This window comes from Dactylosporangium sp. NPDC006015, assembly GCF_040614215.1.
Classification (GTDB): Bacteria; Actinomycetota; Actinomycetes; order Mycobacteriales; family Micromonosporaceae; genus Dactylosporangium; species Dactylosporangium maewongense.
In genome coordinates this window covers 1-18,664 of the sequence record NZ_JBEXUD010000066.1, presented here as the reverse complement: position 1 = coordinate 18,664, position 18,664 = coordinate 1, and the positions used below count along the sequence as shown (strand labels likewise).

Genomic DNA, 18,664 nt, shown 5'->3' with positions numbered 1-18,664 from the left:
CGGGTACTGCTCATCTTCCGTCCGTCCGTACCGATAGAGCGGTCGAAACGCTGACAGGGCTGAGCAAAGGGGTACCTCCGGTGGCATCGTTCGCCTCGCTCAAGGTCCGCCACAACATCATCATCGCCGTGGCCGTCGCCGGGCTCGTGGCCGCCGCGGTCGGCGGGATCGGCCTGTACAAGATCTCGGCGGTCGCGAAGAGCGCCGACGCGATGTACAGCCGGGCGCTGCTCCCCGCCGCCGACGCCGCCGACCTGCGCGAGGCGGTCTGGCAGTTCCGCTTCTTCGGCGTCGTGTCGACCACGGTCACCGACCCCGCCGGCCGCACCCGGTTCGCCGCGGAGCGCGACGCCGCCGCCGCGCGGATCGAGTCGGCGGAGGCGACGTTCGCCGGCCGCGACCTCGACGCCGCGCAGCGGGCCGCGATCGACCGGTTCACCACGGCCTGGGGCGAGTACACGGACATCCTCAAGCAGGGCCAGGGCCTGATCGCGGCCGGCCGGGCCGCCGAGGGGCAGGCGCTGCTCATCCAGCAGGGCACGCCGAAGGCGGAGGACGCGGTCAAGGACCTCGTCGCGGTGGCCGAGGCGTCCCGCTCGGCCGCGCAGGCCCGGCTCGCCGACGCCAACGAGGCCCGCGACCAGGCCCGGCTCCTGGTCGCCGTGGTCCTCGTCGGCGGGCTGATCCTCGCGGTCGCCGTCGGGCTCCTGCTGGCGCAGGCGATCCTCCGGCCGCTGCTGCAGGTCCGCGACGTGCTGACCGCCGTCGGCGAGGGCGACCTGACGAAGGAGGCGCGGTTCACGGCCGACAACGAGCTCGGCCAGATGGCGGCCGCGCTGGGCCGCGCGACGGGCCGGATGCGCACCGCCGTGGGCACGCTCGCCGACAGCAGCACCAGGCTCGCCGCCCGCGCCGACGAGCTGCAGCAGGCCAGTCACGGGCTCGCCGACGGCGCCGAGCGGACCGCGGGCGAGGTGTCGAAGATCAGCGGCTCGTCGCACGAGGTCTCCAGCAGCGTGCAGGCCGTGGCGTCCGGCGCGGAGGAGATGAACGCCTCCATCCGGGAGATCGCCGTCAGTACATCGGAAGCAGCGTCCGTCGCGGGCCAGGCGGTCGACGCGTCCGCCGCCGCGGAGCAGATCATGATCCGGCTCGGCTCCTCCTCGGCGGAGATCGGCGACGTCATCAAGGTCATCACGTCGATCGCCGAGCAGACCAACCTCCTGGCCCTCAACGCCACCATCGAGGCCGCCCGCGCGGGTGAGGCAGGCAAGGGCTTCGCGGTCGTCGCCGGCGAGGTCAAGGACCTGGCGCAGGAGACCGCGAAGGCCACCGAGGAGATCGGCCAGCGCGTCCGGGCCATCCAGACCGACACCACCGGCGCCGTCGAGTCCATCTCGGAGATCGCCCGGGTCATCGGCCGCATCAACGAGTACCAGACGACGATCGCCTCCGCCGTCGAGGAGCAGAGCGCGGTCACCACCAGCATGGCCACCGACCTGAGCGTCGCCGCGAGCGGCGCGGACCGCATCAACGGCGGCATCGGCGAGGTCGTGCAGGCCGCCGACAACACCATGCACGGAGCGCAGGCGACCCGCGCGGCAGCGGCCGAGCTGACCACGATGTCCGAGGAGCTGCGCGCGATCGTGGGCGGCTTCAAACACTGATCGGCGGGTTCGCCGGGGACTGCGCGCGGCGGTCCCCGGCGGGCAGGCCGTCCGACGTAGGCTCGTCAGCGTGCCGAGCCGGAACAGGACCACGACAGCTGCCATCGCACCTACGGACGCCGCCGCAGAGGTGAACGCCACGCCGGTCAAGAAGGCCGCGCCTCGGAAGGCCGCCGCCAAGGCGACCGCCGCCAAGGCGACCGCGGCGGAGGCGACCACCACGGAAGCGCCGCCGGCGAAGAAGGCCGCGGCGAAGAAGGGGGCGGTCAAGAAGGCCGTGAAGGCGGTCGAGGCCGTTGCAGAGGCGGCGGCGCCCGCGGGGCCGGACCTTGAGCAGACGCGCCGCGCGCGGCGGATCCTCAAGCTGCTCACCGCCCGGTATCCGGACCCGGTCCTGGAGCTGGACTTCGAGTCGCCGCTGCAGCTGCTCGTCGCCGCCGTCCTCGCCGCGCAGACGCTCGACGAGCGGGTCAACCTGGTCACCCCGGTGCTGTTCGCCAAGTACCCCACCGCGGCCGACCTCGCCGCCGCCGACCCGGCCGAGATGGAGGTGATCCTCCAGCCCGTCGGGTACTTCCGGAAGAAGACGCAGATCGTCATGAAGCTCGCGGCGACGCTGGTCGAGCGGCACGACGGCGAGGTGCCGACGACCCTCGACGAGCTGATCGAGCTGCCGTGGGTGGGCCGCAAGACGGCCAACATGGTGCTGGGCAACGCGTTCGGCACGCCGGCGATCTCCGTCGACACGCACGTCGGCCGGGTCGCGCACCGGCTCGCGTGGGGGCCGGAGAAGGACGTGGAGAAGACCGAGGCCGACGTCGCGGCGCTGTTCGAGCAGAAGGACTGGGTGCCGGTCAACCTGCTGCTGATCCTGCACGGGCGGCGCACCTGCCACTCCCGTAAGCCCGCGTGCGGCGCCTGCCCGCTCGCCGAGGAGTGCCCGTCGGCCGGCCTCGCCGGCAAGGGCGAGCTCGACCCGGAGAAGGCCAGGGCGCTGCTGAAGTGACCGCCGCAGAAGGGCCGGACGCCGCCGGAGCCGTCGCCGGTGGCAGACTGCCGCAATGCGCTTCGCCGACTTCGACGTCCTGCTGCGGCAGGCGTTGCGGCGCTACGCCGCCCTCGAACGCGACGGCGACGTCGCCGTCTTCGACCACTGGCGGGCCACCGAGGCCGACCTGGTCCGGGTCCAGCGGCGGCTCGGCGTGCGGCTGCCGGAGCAGTACCGCGGCTTCCTGCTGCGGTACGGCGCCGGCCGCTTCCTCTTCGTCGAGCTCCTCCCCGCCGACGAAGGCCGCCGCTGGGTGGAGACGCTGGTCGGCGCCAACGAGCCCGTCGACGAGCACGGCTCCGGGTTCGTCGCGGTCGCCCCGGTCGGCACCGGCGACTACTGGGGGTTCGTCGTCCGCGACGGGATCTGCGAGGACGCGGTCAGCTTCCGGTACCACGAGGACGGCGCCGTCGAGCCGGCGGCCGACGACTTCCTCGAGTTCGTCGCGGCGGAGGGCCTGCGCGTCGGGCGCTGACCGGCGCCGCGCGTCAGGCACCGAGCGACGCCGCGCGTCAGGCACCGAGCCACGCCGCGCGTCAGGCACCGAGCCACGCCGCGCGTCAGGCACCGAGCCACGCCGCGCGTCAGGCACCGAGCGACGCCGCGCGCCGGGCGGGGGCCGGCCGTGACCGAGCCGTTCGGCATCGGCGCCGAGGTGTGGCCGGGGCTGGCGAAGGTCACCGAGGAGGCCGGCGAGCTGCTGCAGGTGGTCGGCAAACTTGTGGCGACCGGCGGCCGCCCGGACCACTACGACGGCACGGACCTGCGCGACCGCCTGATCGAGGAGTGCGGTGACCTCCTCGCCGCGATCGGCTACCTCACCGCCGCCAACGGCATCGAGGACGCCGTCGCCGAGCGCGCCGCCCGCAAACGCCAGACCTTCGAAGGCTGGCACCGGCGGGAGGCCGAGCGGCGGGCGATCGTCAAGCCCCCCGGCCCTCACGATCGACCGCCACCCGGTCAGACCTCCGCGGCGGGTTCGGAGCCCTCCGAGACGGGGGCGCCCGACCTATGAAGACCCCCGGGACGCGAAATGGGTTGCGCCACCGTCCGGGATCGGCGCAGCATTGGCACATGTCGACGCGCGCCCTCCGACTCAACGAGCTGATGCGGGAGCGACCCGAGCTGGTCGAGCCGTACAGCAGCCGCTGACGCTGTACAAGAGCCGCTAACGCAACGCGGGCTGCCGGGTCTCACGCTGTGCGGACTCGATGACCTCGCCACGGGTCTCGCCGAGCCACACCACCGCGTTCACCGGCGTGCCCACCCGGCTCAGCATCCCGGTCTCGTCGGTCCACGCGACCAGCGGCAGCGGCTGCACGTGCTCGGTCTCCCAGCCGATGACCCGGCCGGCCTGGATGTCCTCGTCGGCGGCCGTGGCCAGCCACAACGTCTGCGTCTGCGGAATGATCGTCATGCTGTCAGTGATTCCCCGGCAACGGAAGGTGCAACCACGCCATGTCAGAGTTCGAAGCCCTGCTCGAGGAGGGTGCCTCCGCCCCCGTCGAGGGCTGGGACTTCTCCTGGTTCGAAGGCCGGGCCACCGAGGAGCGGCCGCCCTGGGGCTACGCGGAGCTGCTCGCCGAGCGCTACCGCACCGCCGGCAGCGCCCTGGACGTGCAGACCGGCGGCGGCGAGGTCGTCGCCTGGGCGCTGCGCAGGGCCAGCCAGAGAGCCAGCCAGAGGGCCGACCGGACGGCCGGGCGGGCCCCCTCACCGCTGGCGGCGACCGAGTCCTGGGAGCCGAACGTCGCGCTCGCCACGCGGGCGCTCGCCCCGTTCGGCGGCACCGTCGCGCACGTCGCCGACGAGGACCCGCTGCCGTTCGGCGACGCCGCGTTCGACCTCGTCAGCGCCAGGCACCCGGTCGTCGCGGTCTGGCCGGAGATCGCCAGGGTCCTGCGCCCCGGCGGCACCTACCTCGCCCAGCACGTCGGCGTCGGCTCCGCCCACGAGGTCACCGAGGCGATGCTCGGCCCGACCCCGGTCGGCCAGGGCCGCCACCCGGACACCGCGGCGGCCGACGCGCGGGCCGCCGGCCTCGAGGTGCGCGACCTGCGCGAGGTGAAGTTGCGGATGGAGTTCCTCGACGTCGCCGCCGTCGCGGTGTTCCTCCGGAAGGTGATCTGGATCGTGCCCGGCTTCACCGTGGCGGCGTACCGCGAGCAGCTGCGCGCCCTGCACGAGCGGATCCAGGCGGAAGGCCCGTTCGTCGCCCACTCCACCCGCTACCTGATCGAGTGCCGCAAGCCACATCGGAGCGACAGTGGGTGAACGGTCGTTGGGGGCGGGGATAGTTTGTGTGGAGAAGCACACCCGCCGCTGCCGCAGGAGAAACTCTGATGAGTGAGCCCGTGAACGTAACCGTGACCGGTGCCGCCGGCCAGATCGGCTACGCGCTGCTGTTCCGCATCGCGTCCGGTCAGCTGCTCGGCGCCGACACCCGCGTCAAGCTGCGCCTGCTGGAGATCCCGCAGGCCGTCCGCGCCGCCGAGGGCACCGCACTGGAGCTGCAGGACGGCGCGTTCCCGCTGCTGGCCGGCGTGGACGTGTTCGACGACCCGAAGCAGGCGTTCTCCGGCGCCAACGTCGCCCTGCTCGTCGGGGCCCGGCCCCGCACGAAGGGCATGGAGCGCGGCGACCTGCTCGAGGCCAACGGCGGCATCTTCAAGCCGCAGGGCGAGGCGATCAACGCCGGTGCCGCCGACGACATCCGGATCCTGGTCGTCGGCAACCCCGCCAACACCAACGCCCTCATCGCCCAGCGCAACGCGCCGGACGTGCCCGCGGACCGGTTCACCGCGATGACCCGCCTGGACCACAACCGGGCCGTGGCGCAGCTGTCGCAGAAGCTGAGCGTGCCGGTGTCGGAGATCCGCAAGGTCACGATCTGGGGCAACCACTCCGCGACGCAGTTCCCGGACATCCTGCACGCCGAGGTCTCGGGCCGGAACGCGGCCGAGGCCGTCGGTGACCAGCAGTGGTACGCCGACGAGTTCATCCCGCGGGTCGCCAAGCGCGGCGCCGAGATCATCGAGGTGCGCGGGGCGTCGTCGGCCGCGTCGGCCGCGTCGGCCGCGATCGACCACGTGTACGACTGGGTGAACGGCACCGCCGAGGGTGACTGGACGTCGGTGGCGCTGCCGTCCGACGGCTCCTACGGCGTGCCGGAGGGCCTGATCTCGTCGTTCCCGGTCGTCTCGCGGGGCGGCAAGTGGGAGATCGTGCAGGGTCTGGAGATCGACGAGTTCTCCCGGGCCCGGATCGACGCGTCGGTCGCCGAGCTGGCCGAGGAGCGCACCGCGGTGGAGCGTCTGGGCCTGATCTGAGCCCGGTAGGAAGTGCGCTGGCCCGCCCACCCCGCACGGTGAGCGGGCCAGCGGTCTCAGTGGGGCGTGCGGCCGAGCTCGTGCCAGCTCGACTCGGACAGCTCCACCTCGTAGTGCTTCGCCGCCACCGTCAGGTTGGCGAAGGCGAGGTCGCGGTCCTTGTCGTTGACGCCGCGGACCTGGTCGAACCGCGCGACCGCGTTGCGGACGTGCTTGGCGTCGGTGAGCGGCAGTTTGCGCTGCTCCGGGAACGCGTAGACGCTGTCGGGCAGGCGCTCGCGGGTCTCCTCGGACAGGGTGCCGTGCGCCTCGAACGGTCTCCAGGTCGTCTCCATGCCGTCCTCGTTCCCTGACGGCGCGATTCCGACACACCGACCCGGCATATCTCGGCCGCCCGTTCGCCGTTGGCTGCTCGGGGCGGTACCGTCTGGTCCGACGGACGAGGTCGAAGGAGATCACGAGTGAAGGTGGATGCCGGCGCGCGGCAGCGGCTGAATGCGTTCCTGGCGGCGCACGAGGAAGCGATCGTGCGGCAGTGGACGGAGATCGCCACCCGCACCTTGCGTGGGCGGCTCACCAGCGCCGAGCTGACCCTGCAGGTGCGGGACGTGCTCGGCGCGCTGCGGGCGATGCTCGGCCAGGACGCCGACGGCGATGTCGCGGGCGCCGAGGGCGGCGAGTCGCGGGCGGCCCTCGCTGAGCTGTCCCGGGCGTGGGCGCGGCAGGGCTTCTCGCCGAGCGAGACGGCGAGCCTCGTCTTCGCGGTCAAGGAGGTCGTGCTCAACCTGGGCGAGGCCGGCGCGGGTGAGCTGGCGACGACCGACTTCCTCGTGCTGTCGCTGCTCGTCGACGACATGGGCCTGTTCACGTTCGAGACCTACACGAAGGTCCGGGAGTCGGTGATCGCCGACCAGACCGAGCAGCTGCTGGAGCTCTCGACGCCGGTCGTGAAGCTGTGGGACGGCGTCGTCGCGGTGCCGCTGGTCGGCACGCTCGACTCGGCCCGCGCCCAGGTGGTCATGGAGAAGCTGCTGCAGACCCTGGTCGACACCGGATCCGGCTACGCGATCGTCGACATCACCGGCGTGCCGGCGGTCGACACGCAGGTCGCGCAGCACATCCTGAAGACGGTCGTCGCGGCGCGGCTGATGGGCGCGGAGTGCATCATCTCCGGCATCCGGCCGCAGATCGCGCAGACCGTGGTGGCCCTGGGCATCGAGTTCGGCGACATCGTGACGAAGTCCAACCTCGCCGACGCGCTGCTGCACGCGCTGCGGGCCAGCGGCGTCGAGGTGGTCCGCCGGGCGAGCCGCGACAAGGCGCTGTGATGGACCGCGTCCCCGTCCTGAAGATCGGCGAGATCCTGCTGGTCTCGATCCAGATCGACCTCGACGACCAGACCGCCCTGCAGCTGCAGGAGGACCTGTCGGACCGGATCGTGGAGACCGGCGCGCACGGCGTGGTGATCGACATCTCCGCCCTGGAGATCGTCGACTCGTTCATCGGCCGGATGCTGTCGACGATCGCGGCGGTGTCGCGGGTCCTGGACGCCGAGACGGTCGTGGTCGGCATGCGCCCGGCGGTCGCGATCACCCTGGTCGAGCTGGGCCTGTCGCTCCGCGGCGTCCGCACCGCGCTCAACGTCGACAAGGCCCTGGAGATCCTCGCCGAGGCCAAGCAGGTCCGCGGCGTGGGCGTGCTGGGCTTCCGCGGCTCCGACGACGTGCCGGTATGACCCAGCAGCAGGAGGAGCAGCGCCTGCAGATCGCCGACGACAAGGACGTGGTGCGGGTGCGCCAGGCGGTCCGGGTGATGGCGATCGCCGCGAAGCTGCCGCTGGTCGACCAGACGAAGCTGGTCACCGCGGCGAGCGAGCTGGCGCGCAACACGCTCATCCACGGCGGCGGCGGGCACGCCGTGGTCGGCCAGGTGCACAACGGGCGGCGGGCCGGCGTCCGCGCCGAGTTCGTCGACGCCGGACCGGGCATCGCCGACCTGGACCTGGCCTTCACCGACGGCTACACCACCGGCAGCGGGCTGGGGCTGGGGCTCAGCGGCTCGCGCCGCCTGGTCGACGAGTTCGACATCGTCACCGCCGCCGGGGAAGGCACCCGGATCACGGTGACGAAGTGGGCACGGTGACACCGCCCGCGGCGGCCCCCAATCAGGTCCCGCTGGTCGAGGAGCTCGGCTGGATCCCCGTCGACGAGGCGGGCGCGGCGGGTGTCGCCCGGCGGGTCGCCGTCGACCTCGCCCGCCGGCTCGGCTTCAGCGACGAGCGCACCGGCGAGGTGGCGATCGTCGCCGCCGAGCTGGCGAGCAACCTGCACCGGCACGCCGACGTGGGCGCGCTGTCGGTGCGGTGCCTGCGCAGCGGCGACACCGGCGGCGTGGAGCTGGTGGCCGTCGACAGAGGTCCGGGCATGGCGGATCTGGTTTTCAGCGGCTCCGACGGCACGAGCACCGCCGGAACCCTCGGGATCGGGCTGGGCGCGGTGCGCCGGCTGTCGAGCCACTCGGGCGGCTACTCGCTGCCCGGCAGGGGCACCGTCCTGGCCGCGCAGCTGTGGCCCGACCGCCGCGACGTCGGGGTGCCGGTCGTCGCCGGCCTGACCCGGCCGATCACGGGCGAGGCGGTGTGCGGTGACCGCTGGGCGGCGCGGGTGCGCGACGGTGCGCTGCTCGTGCTCGTCGCCGACGGGCTCGGGCACGGCGCTCTCGCCGCGACGGCCGCGAACGCCGCCGTCGACGCGTTCCTCACCGGTGACCTGGACGCGCCGGCGGCGATCGTGGAGCGACTGCACCGGCTCGTCTCGCACACCCGCGGCGCGGCCGTGTCGGTGGCCCGCGTCGAGGATCGCACGGTGCGCTTCGCCGGCCTGGGCAACGTGGCGGGCGTGGTCGCCTCGCCCAGCGGGGAGCGCCGCGGCATGGTCAGCATGCCCGGCATCGTCGGGCACCAGTCGCGGGGCGTCCGCGAGTTCACCTACGACCTGCCGCCGGAGGCGGTGGTGGTCCTGCACTCCGACGGCGTGTCGGACCGCTGGACCCTGCGTGACTACCCGGGCCTGAGCCGCCAGGACCCGCTGCTCATCGCCGGCACCCTGCTGCGCGACGCCGGTGTGCGCCGCGACGACGCCTGCGTGGCCGTGGTGCGGCCATGAGCGAGTCCCCTGGGCCGGTGCGGGAGCCGCTGCTGCGGATGACGCTGCGCGAGGACCAGGACGTGTTCGTGGTGCGCCAGCGCGGCCGTGAGGTCGCCGCCGCCCTCGGCATGGAGCATCAGGACCAGGTCAGGGTCGCGACCGCGCTCAGCGAGATCGGCCGGCACGCGATCGGCGCCACGGTGACGTTCACCGCCGAGGTTTCCGGACGGCCCCGTCTGGTCATCGTTGTAGAAGCGGACGGCATCGGGATCAGTCCGCCCGAAGGCACGGCGGCTGCGGGGCGGTTGATGGACGAGGTGCACGTGGAACGGGACCGGATCAGCCTGATGCGCAGGCTGCCCGCCCAGGTCGGCCAGGAGCGGCTGGCCACGGCGCGGGAGGAACTGGCCGCCAGCCGGCCCACCACCGCGCTGGACGAGCTCAGTGTCCAGAACCGGCAGCTCGTGAGCGCACTGGAGGAGGTCCAGGCGCACCGCGACGAGCTGCTCACCCTCAACGCGGAGCTGGAGGAGACCAACCGCGGGGTGATGGCGCTCTACACGCAGCTGTCCGAGGAGCTGGAGCAGACCAACCAGGGTGTCGTCGCCCTGTACGCGGAGCTGGAGGAGCGCTCCGCGCAGCTGCGGGAGGCCAACGAGGCGAAGAGCCGGTTCCTGGCCAACGTGTCGCACGAGCTGCGCGCGCCCGTGACCGCCATCATCGGGCTGACGCGGCTGCTGCTGGACCCCCGCTCCGAGCCGCTCACCGCCGACCAGACGCACCAGCTGGACCTCGTCCAGGGCTCCGCCGCGGACCTGCTCGCGCGCGTCAACGACCTGCTGGACCTGGCGAAGGCCGAGTCCAACCGGATCGAGCCCAACTGGGCGCCGGTCGACCTGAGCGCGGTCTTCGGCCAGCTGCGCGGCACCCTGCGTCCCCTCGCCAAGCCGGGCGTGCGGTTCGAGATCGCCGACCCGGCCGAGCCCGTGGAGCTGGTCACCGACGAGGTGCTGCTCACCCAGATCCTGCGCAACCTGCTCACCAACGCGCTGAAGTTCACCGAGGCGGGCAGCGTCGCGATGGGCGCGCTCGTGCTCGACGGCCGGCTGCACATCGCGGTCGCCGACACCGGCATCGGCATCCCGTTCGCCGAGCAGCGCCGGATCTTCGAGGAGTTCCACCAGGTCCGCGGCGCCCACCAGGCGGGCGGGACGGGCCTCGGGCTGCCCTACGCGCGGCGCCTGGCGACCCTGCTCGGCGGCGGGCTCAGCATGGTCAGCGAGCCGGGGGAGGGCAGCACGTTCACCCTCGACCTGCCGCTGCGCCCCGCGCCGGAGGACGACCAGGACCTGCCGCACGTGCGGGCGGTGCTCGTCGTCGACGACGAGGCGGCCGCCCGTCAGGTGCTGCGCGAGCACCTGACCGGCATCGCCGAGCACGTGCACGAGGCCGCCGACGCCCGTTCGGCGCTCGCGATCGCGGCGCGGGAGCGGCCGTCGCTGATCTTCCTGGACCTGCGGATGCCGGGCGGTGACGGCGGCGAGCTGATCGCCGCGCTGGCCGGCGTGCCGGAGCTGAGCGGTGTACCGGTCGTGGTGGTGACCGGCGCCGACGTGGGGCACGTCCCGGGCGCCGCCGCGGTCCTGGCCAAGCCCGCGCTGACCCGCCGGATGATCGCCGACGTCGTCGCCCGAGTGACGGCATGACCGGGCCGGAGCGCAGCGGAGGAGCCGGTCATCATGGGCACAGTGTTGGGTCGCGGCGACGCCGGAGCGTAGCGGAGGCGGCGTCATGACCGGGCCGGAGCGCAGCGGAGGAGCCGGTCATCATGGGCACAGTGTTGGGTCGCGGCGACGCCGGAGCGTAGCGGAGGCGGCGTCGTGACCGGCGAGGCCGCGGCAGACATCCTGGTTGTCGACGACAGCCCCTCCAAGCGGTACGTCATCACCAGCTGGCTGCGCCGCGACGGGCACCGGGTCGCCGAGGCCGCCACCGGCCTGGAGGCGCTCCACCTGCTGCACACCGAGGGCCTGCACGCGGAGCTGGTCGTGCTCGACGTACGGCTGCCGGACATCGACGGGTTCGAGGTCGCGGAGCGGATCAAGGAGGACCCGCGGACCACCGCCGTCCCCGTGATCCACATCTCGGCGACCGCCGTCCACGTGGTGGACCGCACCCAGGGCCTCAACCGGGGCGCCGACGCGTACCTGGCCGAGCCGATCGACCCGGACGAGCTGCTCGCCACCGTGCGGGCGAAGTTGCGCGAGTACCGGGCCCGCCGCCGCGCCGAGCGTCTCGCCGGCCGGCTGACGCGGCTGGTGGACACCACGACCGAGTTCAACGCCGCGACCAGCCTCACGGACCTGCTGCTGGCCGCCGCGACCGGCGCCGCCCGGGTGTTCGAGGGTCCCGCCGCCGTCGCCGCCTCCTCGGAGGAGTCCGGGCCGATCGCGGTGCAGGTCGACGCCGTGGGCGGCGACCCGGTGCTGCGCCCGGCGATGCGCGACCAGTTCGAGCTCGACCCGCTCGACGGCCAGGCCGGCATCGTGCTGTTCCCGCTGGACGACGGCCCGTGGTGGCGGGGCGCGGTGTGGCGGGTCGTCGGGCGGGCCAAGCCGGGCCGGGAGCCGGTGCACGTCGCCGTGCCCGCGGAGGGTTTCAGCGACGACGACGCCGACCTGCTGCGCCAGTTCGGCCAGGCGGTCGCTCTCGCGGTCGAGGCGCTGCGCAGCTACGACGAGGAGCGGCGCACCGCGCTGACGCTGCAGCAGAGCATGCTGCCCCGGAGCCTGCCCGCGGTGCCGGGCGTGCAGCTCGCGGTGCGGTACCAGCCGGCCAGCGAGCACGCGTCGGTCGGCGGCGACTTCTACGAGATCCTGCGGGTGGACGGCCGGCTCGTCGCGGCGATCGGCGACGTCGCCGGGCACTCGCTGCGCGCCGCCACGATCATGGCGGAGGTCCGGCACGCGCTGCGCGCCTACCTGGTGGAGGACTCGTCGCCGGGGCCGAGCATGGAGCGGCTCAACCGGATGATGCTGCGGCTGCTGCCCGAGGAGATCGCGACGATGTGCCTGCTCAGCATGGATCCGGCCAGCGGGGAGGTGCGGCTCACCAACGCCGGGCACCCGCCGCCGCTGCGGGTCCGGGACGGGCGGGTCAGCCTCGTGGAGGGGCGGGTGGCGCTGCTGGGCGTGCCGACCTCGCACGAGGACGAGATCCGGCTGACGCTGGCGCCGGGGGAGACCCTGATCCTGGTGACCGACGGGCTGATCGAGGTCCGCGGGCACACCTTCAACGAGGGGCTCGACGCGCTGTGCCGCGCCGTCGGCGAGGTCGAGGACGACCTGGAGCAGTTCTGCGACCGGCTGCTGAGCGCCCTGAGCGCGGGGTCCCGGGACGACGACGTGGCCCTCTTGGTGATCCGCAGGGTGGATTTCGGCTGAACCGGTTGCGCCGTGCCCACCGACCGAACACGCTGCGTGAAACGAATGGGGGGCAACACCATGGCGGTCTGTGAGACCTGCGGCAACGACTACCACATGAGCTTCGAGATCCGGACGGTCGGCGGCGGCGTGCACGTCTTCGACTCCTTCGAGTGCGCGATCCACCGGCTGGCGCCGGTCTGCGAGCACTGCGGCACGAAGATCGTCGGCCACGGCGCCGAGGTGTCCGGCAACTTCTACTGCTGCGCGCACTGCGCCCGCACCGCCGACCAGGCGCTGGGCCTGGAGATCCGCGACACGGTGGGGGCGTACCCCGGGTGAGCCTTGCCGGTGCCCCGCATGATTGGCTCTTGGAGCAGCAGGGCATTGGTTGAGGCACACGTCGCGGAGGAGCAGCTGTGGTGGTCCTGGGTATCGACATCGGCGGTTCGGGCATCAAGGGAGCGCCGGTCGACCTGGCAACCGGCGAGTTCACCGCCGACCGGCACCGCATCGAGACCCCGCAGCCGGCGGACATCACCGCCGTCGTCGACACGGTCGCGGCGGTCGTCGCGCAGTTCCCGCCGGCGAGCAGCGTCGGGATCACGTTTCCCGCCGTCGTGCAGCACGGGGTGACGAAGACCGCCGCCAACGTCGACGCGTCGTGGGTCGACGCGCCGGCGGAGCAGCTGTTCAGCGACAAGCTGGGGCGGCCGGTGACGGTCCTCAACGACGCGGACGCGGCCGGGGTGGCCGAGATCGAGTACGGGGCCGGCAAGGGCGTCGGCGGCCTGGTCGTGATGGTCACCCTCGGCACCGGCATCGGCAGCGCCCTGTTCATCGACGGGAAGCTGGTGCCCAACACCGAGTTCGGCCACCTGCAGATGAGCGGGCTGCACCTGCACGGCGGCGACGCCGAGGACTACGCCTCGGACCGCATCCGCGAGGTCGAGGGCCTCGCCTGGCAGGACTGGGCCGAGCGGGTCCAGGTCTACCTGCGCCACCTGCACGCGCTGCTGTGGCCCGACCTGATCATCATCGGCGGCGGCGTGAGCAAGAAGACGGACAAGTGGCTGCACCACGTCTCGGTGCCCACGAAGGTCGTCCCGGCGACCCTGCAGAACAACGCCGGCATCGTCGGCGCGGCGCTGCTGGCATCCAGACGGGCGCACTGAGCGCACGCGCGTGCGCTGATAGGGCACGATGGGTCGCATGGGGGACATGCCCGCGCCGTTGCGTGCCGGGGACCCGGCGACCGTCGGGTCCTACCGGCTGCTCGGCGTGCTCGGCGTCGGCGGCATGGGCACCGTCTACCTCGCCGCCGGCCCCGGCGACCGCCGGGTCGCGCTGAAGGTCATCAACCCGGTCTGGCACGGCGACCCGCAGTTCCTGCAACGGTTCGCGGCCGAGGCCGCCGCCGCGTCGCGGGTCGCCGGGTTCTGCACCGCGCGGGTCCTCGACGTGGCCCTGGACGGCCCGGTGCCGCACCTGGTGACGGAGTACGTGTCCGGGCCGTCCCTGCACGACTACGCGACCGTCAACGGGCCGCTCGGCGGCCAGGTCGAGGCGGTCGCGGTCGGGGTCGCGGCGGCGCTGACCGCAATCCACGCCGTCGGGCTCGTGCACGCCGACCTGAGCCCGCGCAACGTGCTGCTGTCACCGTTCGGCCCGAAGGTCATCGACTTCGGCGTCGCCCGCCCGCACGGCCACGACGGGCCCGTCGGGCAGCTGTTCGGCACGCCGGGGTGGCTGGCGCCGGAGCAGGAGCGCGGCGCCCCGCCCAGCCAGGCCTCCGACGTGTACGCGTGGGGCGTCCTCGTCGCGTGGGCGGGCACGGGCGTGATGCCGGCGGGTGCCGTCCCGGACGGGCTGGCGCCCGGCATCGCCGAGATCGTGGCCCGGGCGCTGCGGCCCGACCCGGCGGCCCGGCCGACGGCCCGCCAGCTGCTGCTCGCGCTCGTCGGCGACGACGACCCGGCGGCGGTGCACGTGACGTCGCCGCGCGTCGACCCCCGGACCCGCTCCACGGCCGGCCCCGCGGCCGGCCCCACGGCGAAGGTCCGCGGCGCCGCGCCGCCGGTGCCGCCCCGGCCGCCCACGGGCCGGTTCGCGCCCGGCGCCGCGCCGGTCATCCCGGTGTCGCCGACGGCGGTGCACGCGATGCCCGTCTCGCCGGTGCCGGTCAGCCCGACGATGCTCGACCCCACTCTCGGTGTCCCGGTGTCGTCCCAGTATGCGGACCCGGGTCGTGGGCGCCCGCCGCTGCCGCCGGTGCCGCCTCCTCCCCGCCGCCCGCCGCGCCGCGTCGGCGGGGCGGTGGCCGCCGTCGTCGCGGTGCTGATCGTGCTCGGCTGCCTGTGGGGCGTGTTCAACCTCGCCGACTCGGCCGGCTCGGGCAAGGACGGCGCCGCGAAGGCGGGCCCCAGCACCGCCGCGCCGGCGAGCAAGGTGCCGTCGAAGAAGCCCAGCCCGGTCGGCACCGACGGCGGCGTCCGCTTCACCGTCACCGGCTTCGAGTGCGGCGTGAAACGCATCGGCGACTGGCCGATCGTCAAGGACGCCGAGGGCGAGTTCTGCCTGGTCGAGGTGCGGGTCGAGAACCTCGGCACCGGCAGCACCCGCATCTATCAGGGCTCGCAGCGGCTGCGTGACACCGACGGCAACGACCACAAGGCCGACGACTGGTCGTGGCTCTACAACGCCGAAACCCGACCGCTTTACGGGGAAATCAGGGCCGGCAAGCCGGTCACCGGCACGCTCGTCTTCGACGTGCCGAAGGGGCTCCGGTTCGACGTCCTGGTGGTCAAGCAGCAGCCGCTCAGCGACGGCACCGTCATCCACCTCCCCGGTCGGTAGAGCGCTTTCAGGGGCGTGCCCGCGCGTCACCGCGACGGCGGGCGCGTCGGCGTGCTGTGAGCAAACACCACCGTCCGAGGCCTTGGCAAGCTTTTCCCAGGCGTTACGTTTCGTTACCACCGTGTTATTGACACCACAGTCCGCAATCGGATTTAGTGTGCCGGAACCGGTTGCGGAACCGGTTCCAGAAAACGCTCTCTTGCCAGAAAGCGCTCTCACAGAGAGGATCGCGGCGTGCCGATCACCATCGCCGATGTTGCCTCACGGGCCGGGGTCAGCAAGACCACCGTCTCGCGGGTGCTCAACGGCAAAGGCGAGGTCGACGAGTCGACCGCGGCACGGGTGCGGAGGGTCATCGACGAGCTGGGTTACACGCCCAGCGCGCGGGCGGTCAACCTCGCCCGGGGCCACACCAGGGTCATCGGGATGTTGGTGCCTTCGCTGATCTGGCCGTGGATGGGCGAGATCGTGCAGGGAGCCGTTGACGTCGTCGAAGCGGAGGGTTACGGGTTGCTGCTCTTCACGTGCAACCGTGGCGCCGAGTCGATGCGCCAGTTCTCGGCGCAGGTCTCCGGCAAGGCCTTCGACGGCCTGCTGGCGATCGAGCCGGAGGGCACCCTGGACTACCTCGCCGACCTGTATGCCGGCGGCCTGCCGGTGGTGCTCATCGACGACCGCGGCGACAAGCCGCTCATGCCGTCGGTGGGGACCACCAACCGGGCCGGCGGGGCCCTGGCCGCCCGGCATCTGGTCGAGATCGGCCGGCGGCGCCCCCTCGTCATCACCGGATCCGAGAAGTTCGGCTGCACGCAGGACCGGCTCGGTGGCTTCGCGGACGTGTTCGCGGCCGCCGGTCACCCGGTCGACCCGCGTTTCGTGATGGAGGGCGACTTCACCTACGACTGCGGCTCCCAGGCGATCCGGCGGGCGCTGGACCTGGGGCTGGAGTTCGACTCGGTCTTCGCCCACAACGACCTGTCCGCGGCGGGCGCCCTCCAGGGGCTGCGCCAAGCGGGCCGCGCGGTGCCGGATGATGTCGCCCTCGTGGGCTTCGACGACATCGTCCACGCCGCGCACACCGAGCCACCACTCACGACCATCCGCCAGCCGATGCGGCAGATGGGCGAGATGGCGGCCCGGCGGCTCATCGCACACTTCGACGGCACGCCGTTGACGAGTGAGCCCAACATCCTGTCCACCACGCTCGTCGTGCGGTCCTCGACCATGCCGGCGTAGCCCGAGCGCTCCACCGCACCATCCCCGCACCAACCCGCACCACCCGGCACGACGCACCACCGATACCGCACCAAAGGGCGGGACCTGCCGCAAGAAGGCCCCGTCGTCCTACCCCGAATGCCCGCCCCACCTGTCGATCCAGGTACGTAAGGAGACACCCCCGTGCATACCAGACGCTCCGTTGTGCTCGGCCTCGCCGGGTTGCTCGCCACCGGCGCTCTCGCTGCGTGTGGCGACTCGCCGAACGCCGACAACGCGAAGAAGGGCCCGACGGTCCTCAACGTCGGCATGCCGAACGGCCCGCAGACCGAGAACCAGAACCCGTTCCTCAGCACCTCCGCGGCGTCCAAGTCGGGCTACCGCTGGGCGCTCTACGAGCCGCTGATGATGTGGAACCCGGTCAAGCCGGCCGACCCGATGAAGCCGTGGCTCGCCACCAAGGCGGAGTGGTCGAAGGACTACACCTCGGTCAAGGCCACCATCCGTGACAACGCCACCTGGTCCGACGGCCAGAAGGTCACCGCCGAGGACGTCGCGTTCACGTACAAGCTGCTGCGTGACAACGAGGCGCTCAACACCGGTGGTCTCACCATCTCCGACGCCTCGGCCAGCGGCGCGGACGTGACCATCACGTTCAAGAACCCGCAGTTCGTCAGCCAGCACAAGGCCATCGCCCAGGTCCCGATCGTCCCCAAGCACATCTGGGAGAAGGTCTCGGACCCGAAGGCGGAGCTCGCCAAGAACCCGATCGGCTCCGGCCCGTACACGCTGAAGTCGTTCACCCCGCAGACCGCCACGCTGACGGTCCGCGACAAGGGCTACTGGCAGGCGCTGCCGCAGGTCAAGGAGCTGCGGTACACCTCCTACACCGACAACAACGCGCAGACCACCGCGCTCGCCAACGGTGAGTCGGAGTGGAGCTTCGTCTTCATCCCCAATGTGAAGACGGTCTTCATCGACAAGGACGCCGCGCACCACAAGATCTGGGCCCCGCCGGTCCTCGGCATCCACGGCCTGTACATCAACACCACCAAGGCGCCGTTCGACGACAAGAACCTGCGCGTGGCCATGAGCATGGTCATCGACCGTGACGACATCTTCAACACGGCCGAGGCCGGCTACTTCCACCCGCTGGTGAAGAGCGTGACCGGTCTGCCCAGCCCCGCCGGCGACGCGTTCCTCGCGCCGGAGTTCAAGGGCAAGGACTACAAGATCGACATCGAGGGCGCCAAGGCGCTCCTCACCGCCAACGGCTACAAGTACGAGGGCACCACGCTGAAGGACAAGACGGGCAAGGCCGTCACCCTGACGCTGACCGACCCGGCCGGTTGGTCGGACTACCAGACCTCGCTGGAGATCGTGAAGGCCAACCTTCAGAAGATCGGCATCGAGGCGACGGTCGAGAAGGCCAACCAGGACGCGTGGTTCAAGAACGTCGAGGCCGGTCAGTTCGACGCGGGCTTCCGGTGGACCAACGGCGGTAACACGCCGTACGACATCTACCAGACGATCATGGACGGCGACCTGCTCAAGCCGGTCGGCACCGCCAGCCCCGCCGGTAACTTCGGGCGCTTCAACAACCCCGAGGCCACCAAGGCGCTGCGCGACTACCAGTCGGCGACCGAGGACTCGGTCCGTGTCGAGGCGATGAACAAGCTCCAGAAGATCTTCGTCGAGCACATGCCGATGATCCCCGTCGGCGCCGACAATGTCGGTGGGGCCTACTCCACGAAGCAGTGGACCGGCTGGCCGGACGACGCCAACCCCTACGGCGCCGCCCAGCCCACCCAGGCGAACGCGCTCGACGTGATCCTGCACCTCAAGCCGGCCTCCTGACCGGTCGCTAGTGACGGCGCTCCCCGGGTTGCCCGCGCGGGCAACCCGGGGAGCGCCACCCCCGGACGGCACCCCCAGACACGAACAACGGCCGGAGGGTTGGGGGAAGCACCGGGGCGCCGGG

Annotated in this window: 19 protein-coding genes; 17 read left to right on the top strand and 2 right to left on the bottom strand. The window is 72.4% G+C overall.

The window, feature by feature from the left end:
* Positions 1-80: 80 nt before the first annotated feature.
* The 4 genes from ABZ321_RS53480 (at position 81) to ABZ321_RS53465 (ending at position 3,730) form a co-directional block, all read left to right on the top strand.
* On the top strand, positions 81-1,667 hold the full coding sequence (locus ABZ321_RS53480) for a methyl-accepting chemotaxis protein (protein WP_354904093.1): 1,587 nt from the start codon (positions 81-83) through the stop codon (positions 1,665-1,667).
* 70 nt (positions 1,668-1,737) lie between these two features.
* Entirely contained in the window at positions 1,738-2,673 is a 936-nt protein-coding gene (nth, locus tag ABZ321_RS53475; RefSeq protein WP_354904091.1) for an endonuclease III, read from the top strand.
* 55 nt (positions 2,674-2,728) lie between these two features.
* A complete protein-coding gene (locus ABZ321_RS53470; protein ID WP_344499119.1) occupies positions 2,729-3,190 on the top strand; it encodes an SMI1/KNR4 family protein in 462 nt (153 codons plus the stop codon).
* 150 nt (positions 3,191-3,340) lie between these two features.
* Entirely contained in the window at positions 3,341-3,730 is a 390-nt protein-coding gene (locus ABZ321_RS53465) for a hypothetical protein (protein WP_344499121.1), read from the top strand.
* A gap of 153 nt (positions 3,731-3,883) precedes the next feature.
* Here the strand turns inward: ABZ321_RS53465 and ABZ321_RS53460 are convergent, their stop codons facing one another.
* A complete protein-coding gene (locus ABZ321_RS53460) occupies positions 3,884-4,132 on the bottom strand; it encodes a hypothetical protein (protein ID WP_344499123.1) in 249 nt (82 codons plus the stop codon).
* Positions 4,133-4,173: 41 nt separating this feature from the next.
* Here ABZ321_RS53460 and ABZ321_RS53455 point away from each other — a divergent pair, with 41 nt between their 5' ends.
* Both ABZ321_RS53455 and ABZ321_RS53450 read left to right on the top strand, forming a co-directional pair.
* Positions 4,174-4,989 carry a methyltransferase domain-containing protein gene (locus ABZ321_RS53455; protein ID WP_354904090.1) on the top strand — a complete coding sequence of 272 codons (816 nt, stop codon included), beginning with the start codon at positions 4,174-4,176 and terminating at the stop codon, positions 4,987-4,989.
* A gap of 68 nt (positions 4,990-5,057) precedes the next feature.
* On the top strand, positions 5,058-6,044 hold the full coding sequence (locus ABZ321_RS53450; RefSeq protein WP_354904089.1) for a malate dehydrogenase: 987 nt from the start codon (positions 5,058-5,060) through the stop codon (positions 6,042-6,044).
* Between the two features lie 56 nt (positions 6,045-6,100).
* Here ABZ321_RS53450 and ABZ321_RS53445 read toward each other — a convergent pair whose 3' ends face one another.
* Positions 6,101-6,379 carry a DUF6582 domain-containing protein gene (locus tag ABZ321_RS53445; RefSeq protein WP_344499128.1) on the bottom strand — a complete coding sequence of 93 codons (279 nt, stop codon included), beginning with the start codon at positions 6,377-6,379 and terminating at the stop codon, positions 6,101-6,103.
* A gap of 168 nt (positions 6,380-6,547) precedes the next feature.
* On the opposite strand from ABZ321_RS53445, the gene ABZ321_RS53440 reads away from it, so the two are divergent.
* From ABZ321_RS53440 to ABZ321_RS53390, 11 genes are all read left to right on the top strand, one after another.
* Complete coding sequence (locus tag ABZ321_RS53440; RefSeq protein WP_344500692.1) at positions 6,548-7,372, top strand: STAS domain-containing protein; 825 nt, start codon at positions 6,548-6,550, stop codon at positions 7,370-7,372.
* Positions 7,372-7,779, top strand: coding sequence for an STAS domain-containing protein (locus tag ABZ321_RS53435; RefSeq protein WP_344499130.1), 408 nt, complete (start codon positions 7,372-7,374; stop codon positions 7,777-7,779). The genes ABZ321_RS53440 and ABZ321_RS53435 overlap by 1 nt, the downstream gene beginning before the upstream one ends.
* Entirely contained in the window at positions 7,776-8,186 is a 411-nt protein-coding gene (locus ABZ321_RS53430) for an ATP-binding protein (RefSeq protein WP_344499132.1), read from the top strand. The genes ABZ321_RS53435 and ABZ321_RS53430 overlap by 4 nt, the downstream gene beginning before the upstream one ends.
* A complete protein-coding gene (locus ABZ321_RS53425; protein WP_354904087.1) occupies positions 8,174-9,208 on the top strand; it encodes a SpoIIE family protein phosphatase in 1,035 nt (344 codons plus the stop codon). Before ABZ321_RS53430 ends, ABZ321_RS53425 begins: the two co-directional genes overlap by 13 nt.
* The gene (locus tag ABZ321_RS53420) at positions 9,205-10,896 is read left to right on the top strand and encodes an ATP-binding protein (RefSeq protein ID WP_344499136.1); all 1,692 of its coding nucleotides are present in this window, start codon (positions 9,205-9,207) and stop codon (positions 10,894-10,896) included. Before ABZ321_RS53425 ends, ABZ321_RS53420 begins: the two co-directional genes overlap by 4 nt.
* Before the next feature lie 174 nt (positions 10,897-11,070).
* On the top strand, positions 11,071-12,633 hold the full coding sequence (locus tag ABZ321_RS53415) for a fused response regulator/phosphatase (protein ID WP_344499138.1): 1,563 nt from the start codon (positions 11,071-11,073) through the stop codon (positions 12,631-12,633).
* Between the two features lie 60 nt (positions 12,634-12,693).
* Positions 12,694-12,954, top strand: coding sequence for a Prokaryotic metallothionein (locus tag ABZ321_RS53410; protein WP_344500694.1), 261 nt, complete (start codon positions 12,694-12,696; stop codon positions 12,952-12,954).
* 77 nt (positions 12,955-13,031) lie between these two features.
* Positions 13,032-13,787 carry a polyphosphate--glucose phosphotransferase gene (gene ppgK / locus ABZ321_RS53405; protein WP_344499140.1) on the top strand — a complete coding sequence of 252 codons (756 nt, stop codon included), beginning with the start codon at positions 13,032-13,034 and terminating at the stop codon, positions 13,785-13,787.
* 37 nt (positions 13,788-13,824) lie between these two features.
* Positions 13,825-15,468: a serine/threonine-protein kinase gene (locus tag ABZ321_RS53400; RefSeq protein WP_354904085.1), complete on the top strand. Its 1,644-nt coding sequence runs from the start codon at positions 13,825-13,827 to the stop codon at positions 15,466-15,468.
* A gap of 234 nt (positions 15,469-15,702) precedes the next feature.
* Positions 15,703-16,704 (top strand): LacI family DNA-binding transcriptional regulator, encoded by a 1,002-nt coding sequence (locus ABZ321_RS53395; RefSeq protein ID WP_344499144.1) that lies wholly within the window; start codon positions 15,703-15,705, stop codon positions 16,702-16,704.
* 162 nt (positions 16,705-16,866) lie between these two features.
* Positions 16,867-18,540 carry an ABC transporter substrate-binding protein gene (locus tag ABZ321_RS53390; RefSeq protein WP_354904084.1) on the top strand — a complete coding sequence of 558 codons (1,674 nt, stop codon included), beginning with the start codon at positions 16,867-16,869 and terminating at the stop codon, positions 18,538-18,540.
* Positions 18,541-18,664 lie beyond the last annotated feature (124 nt).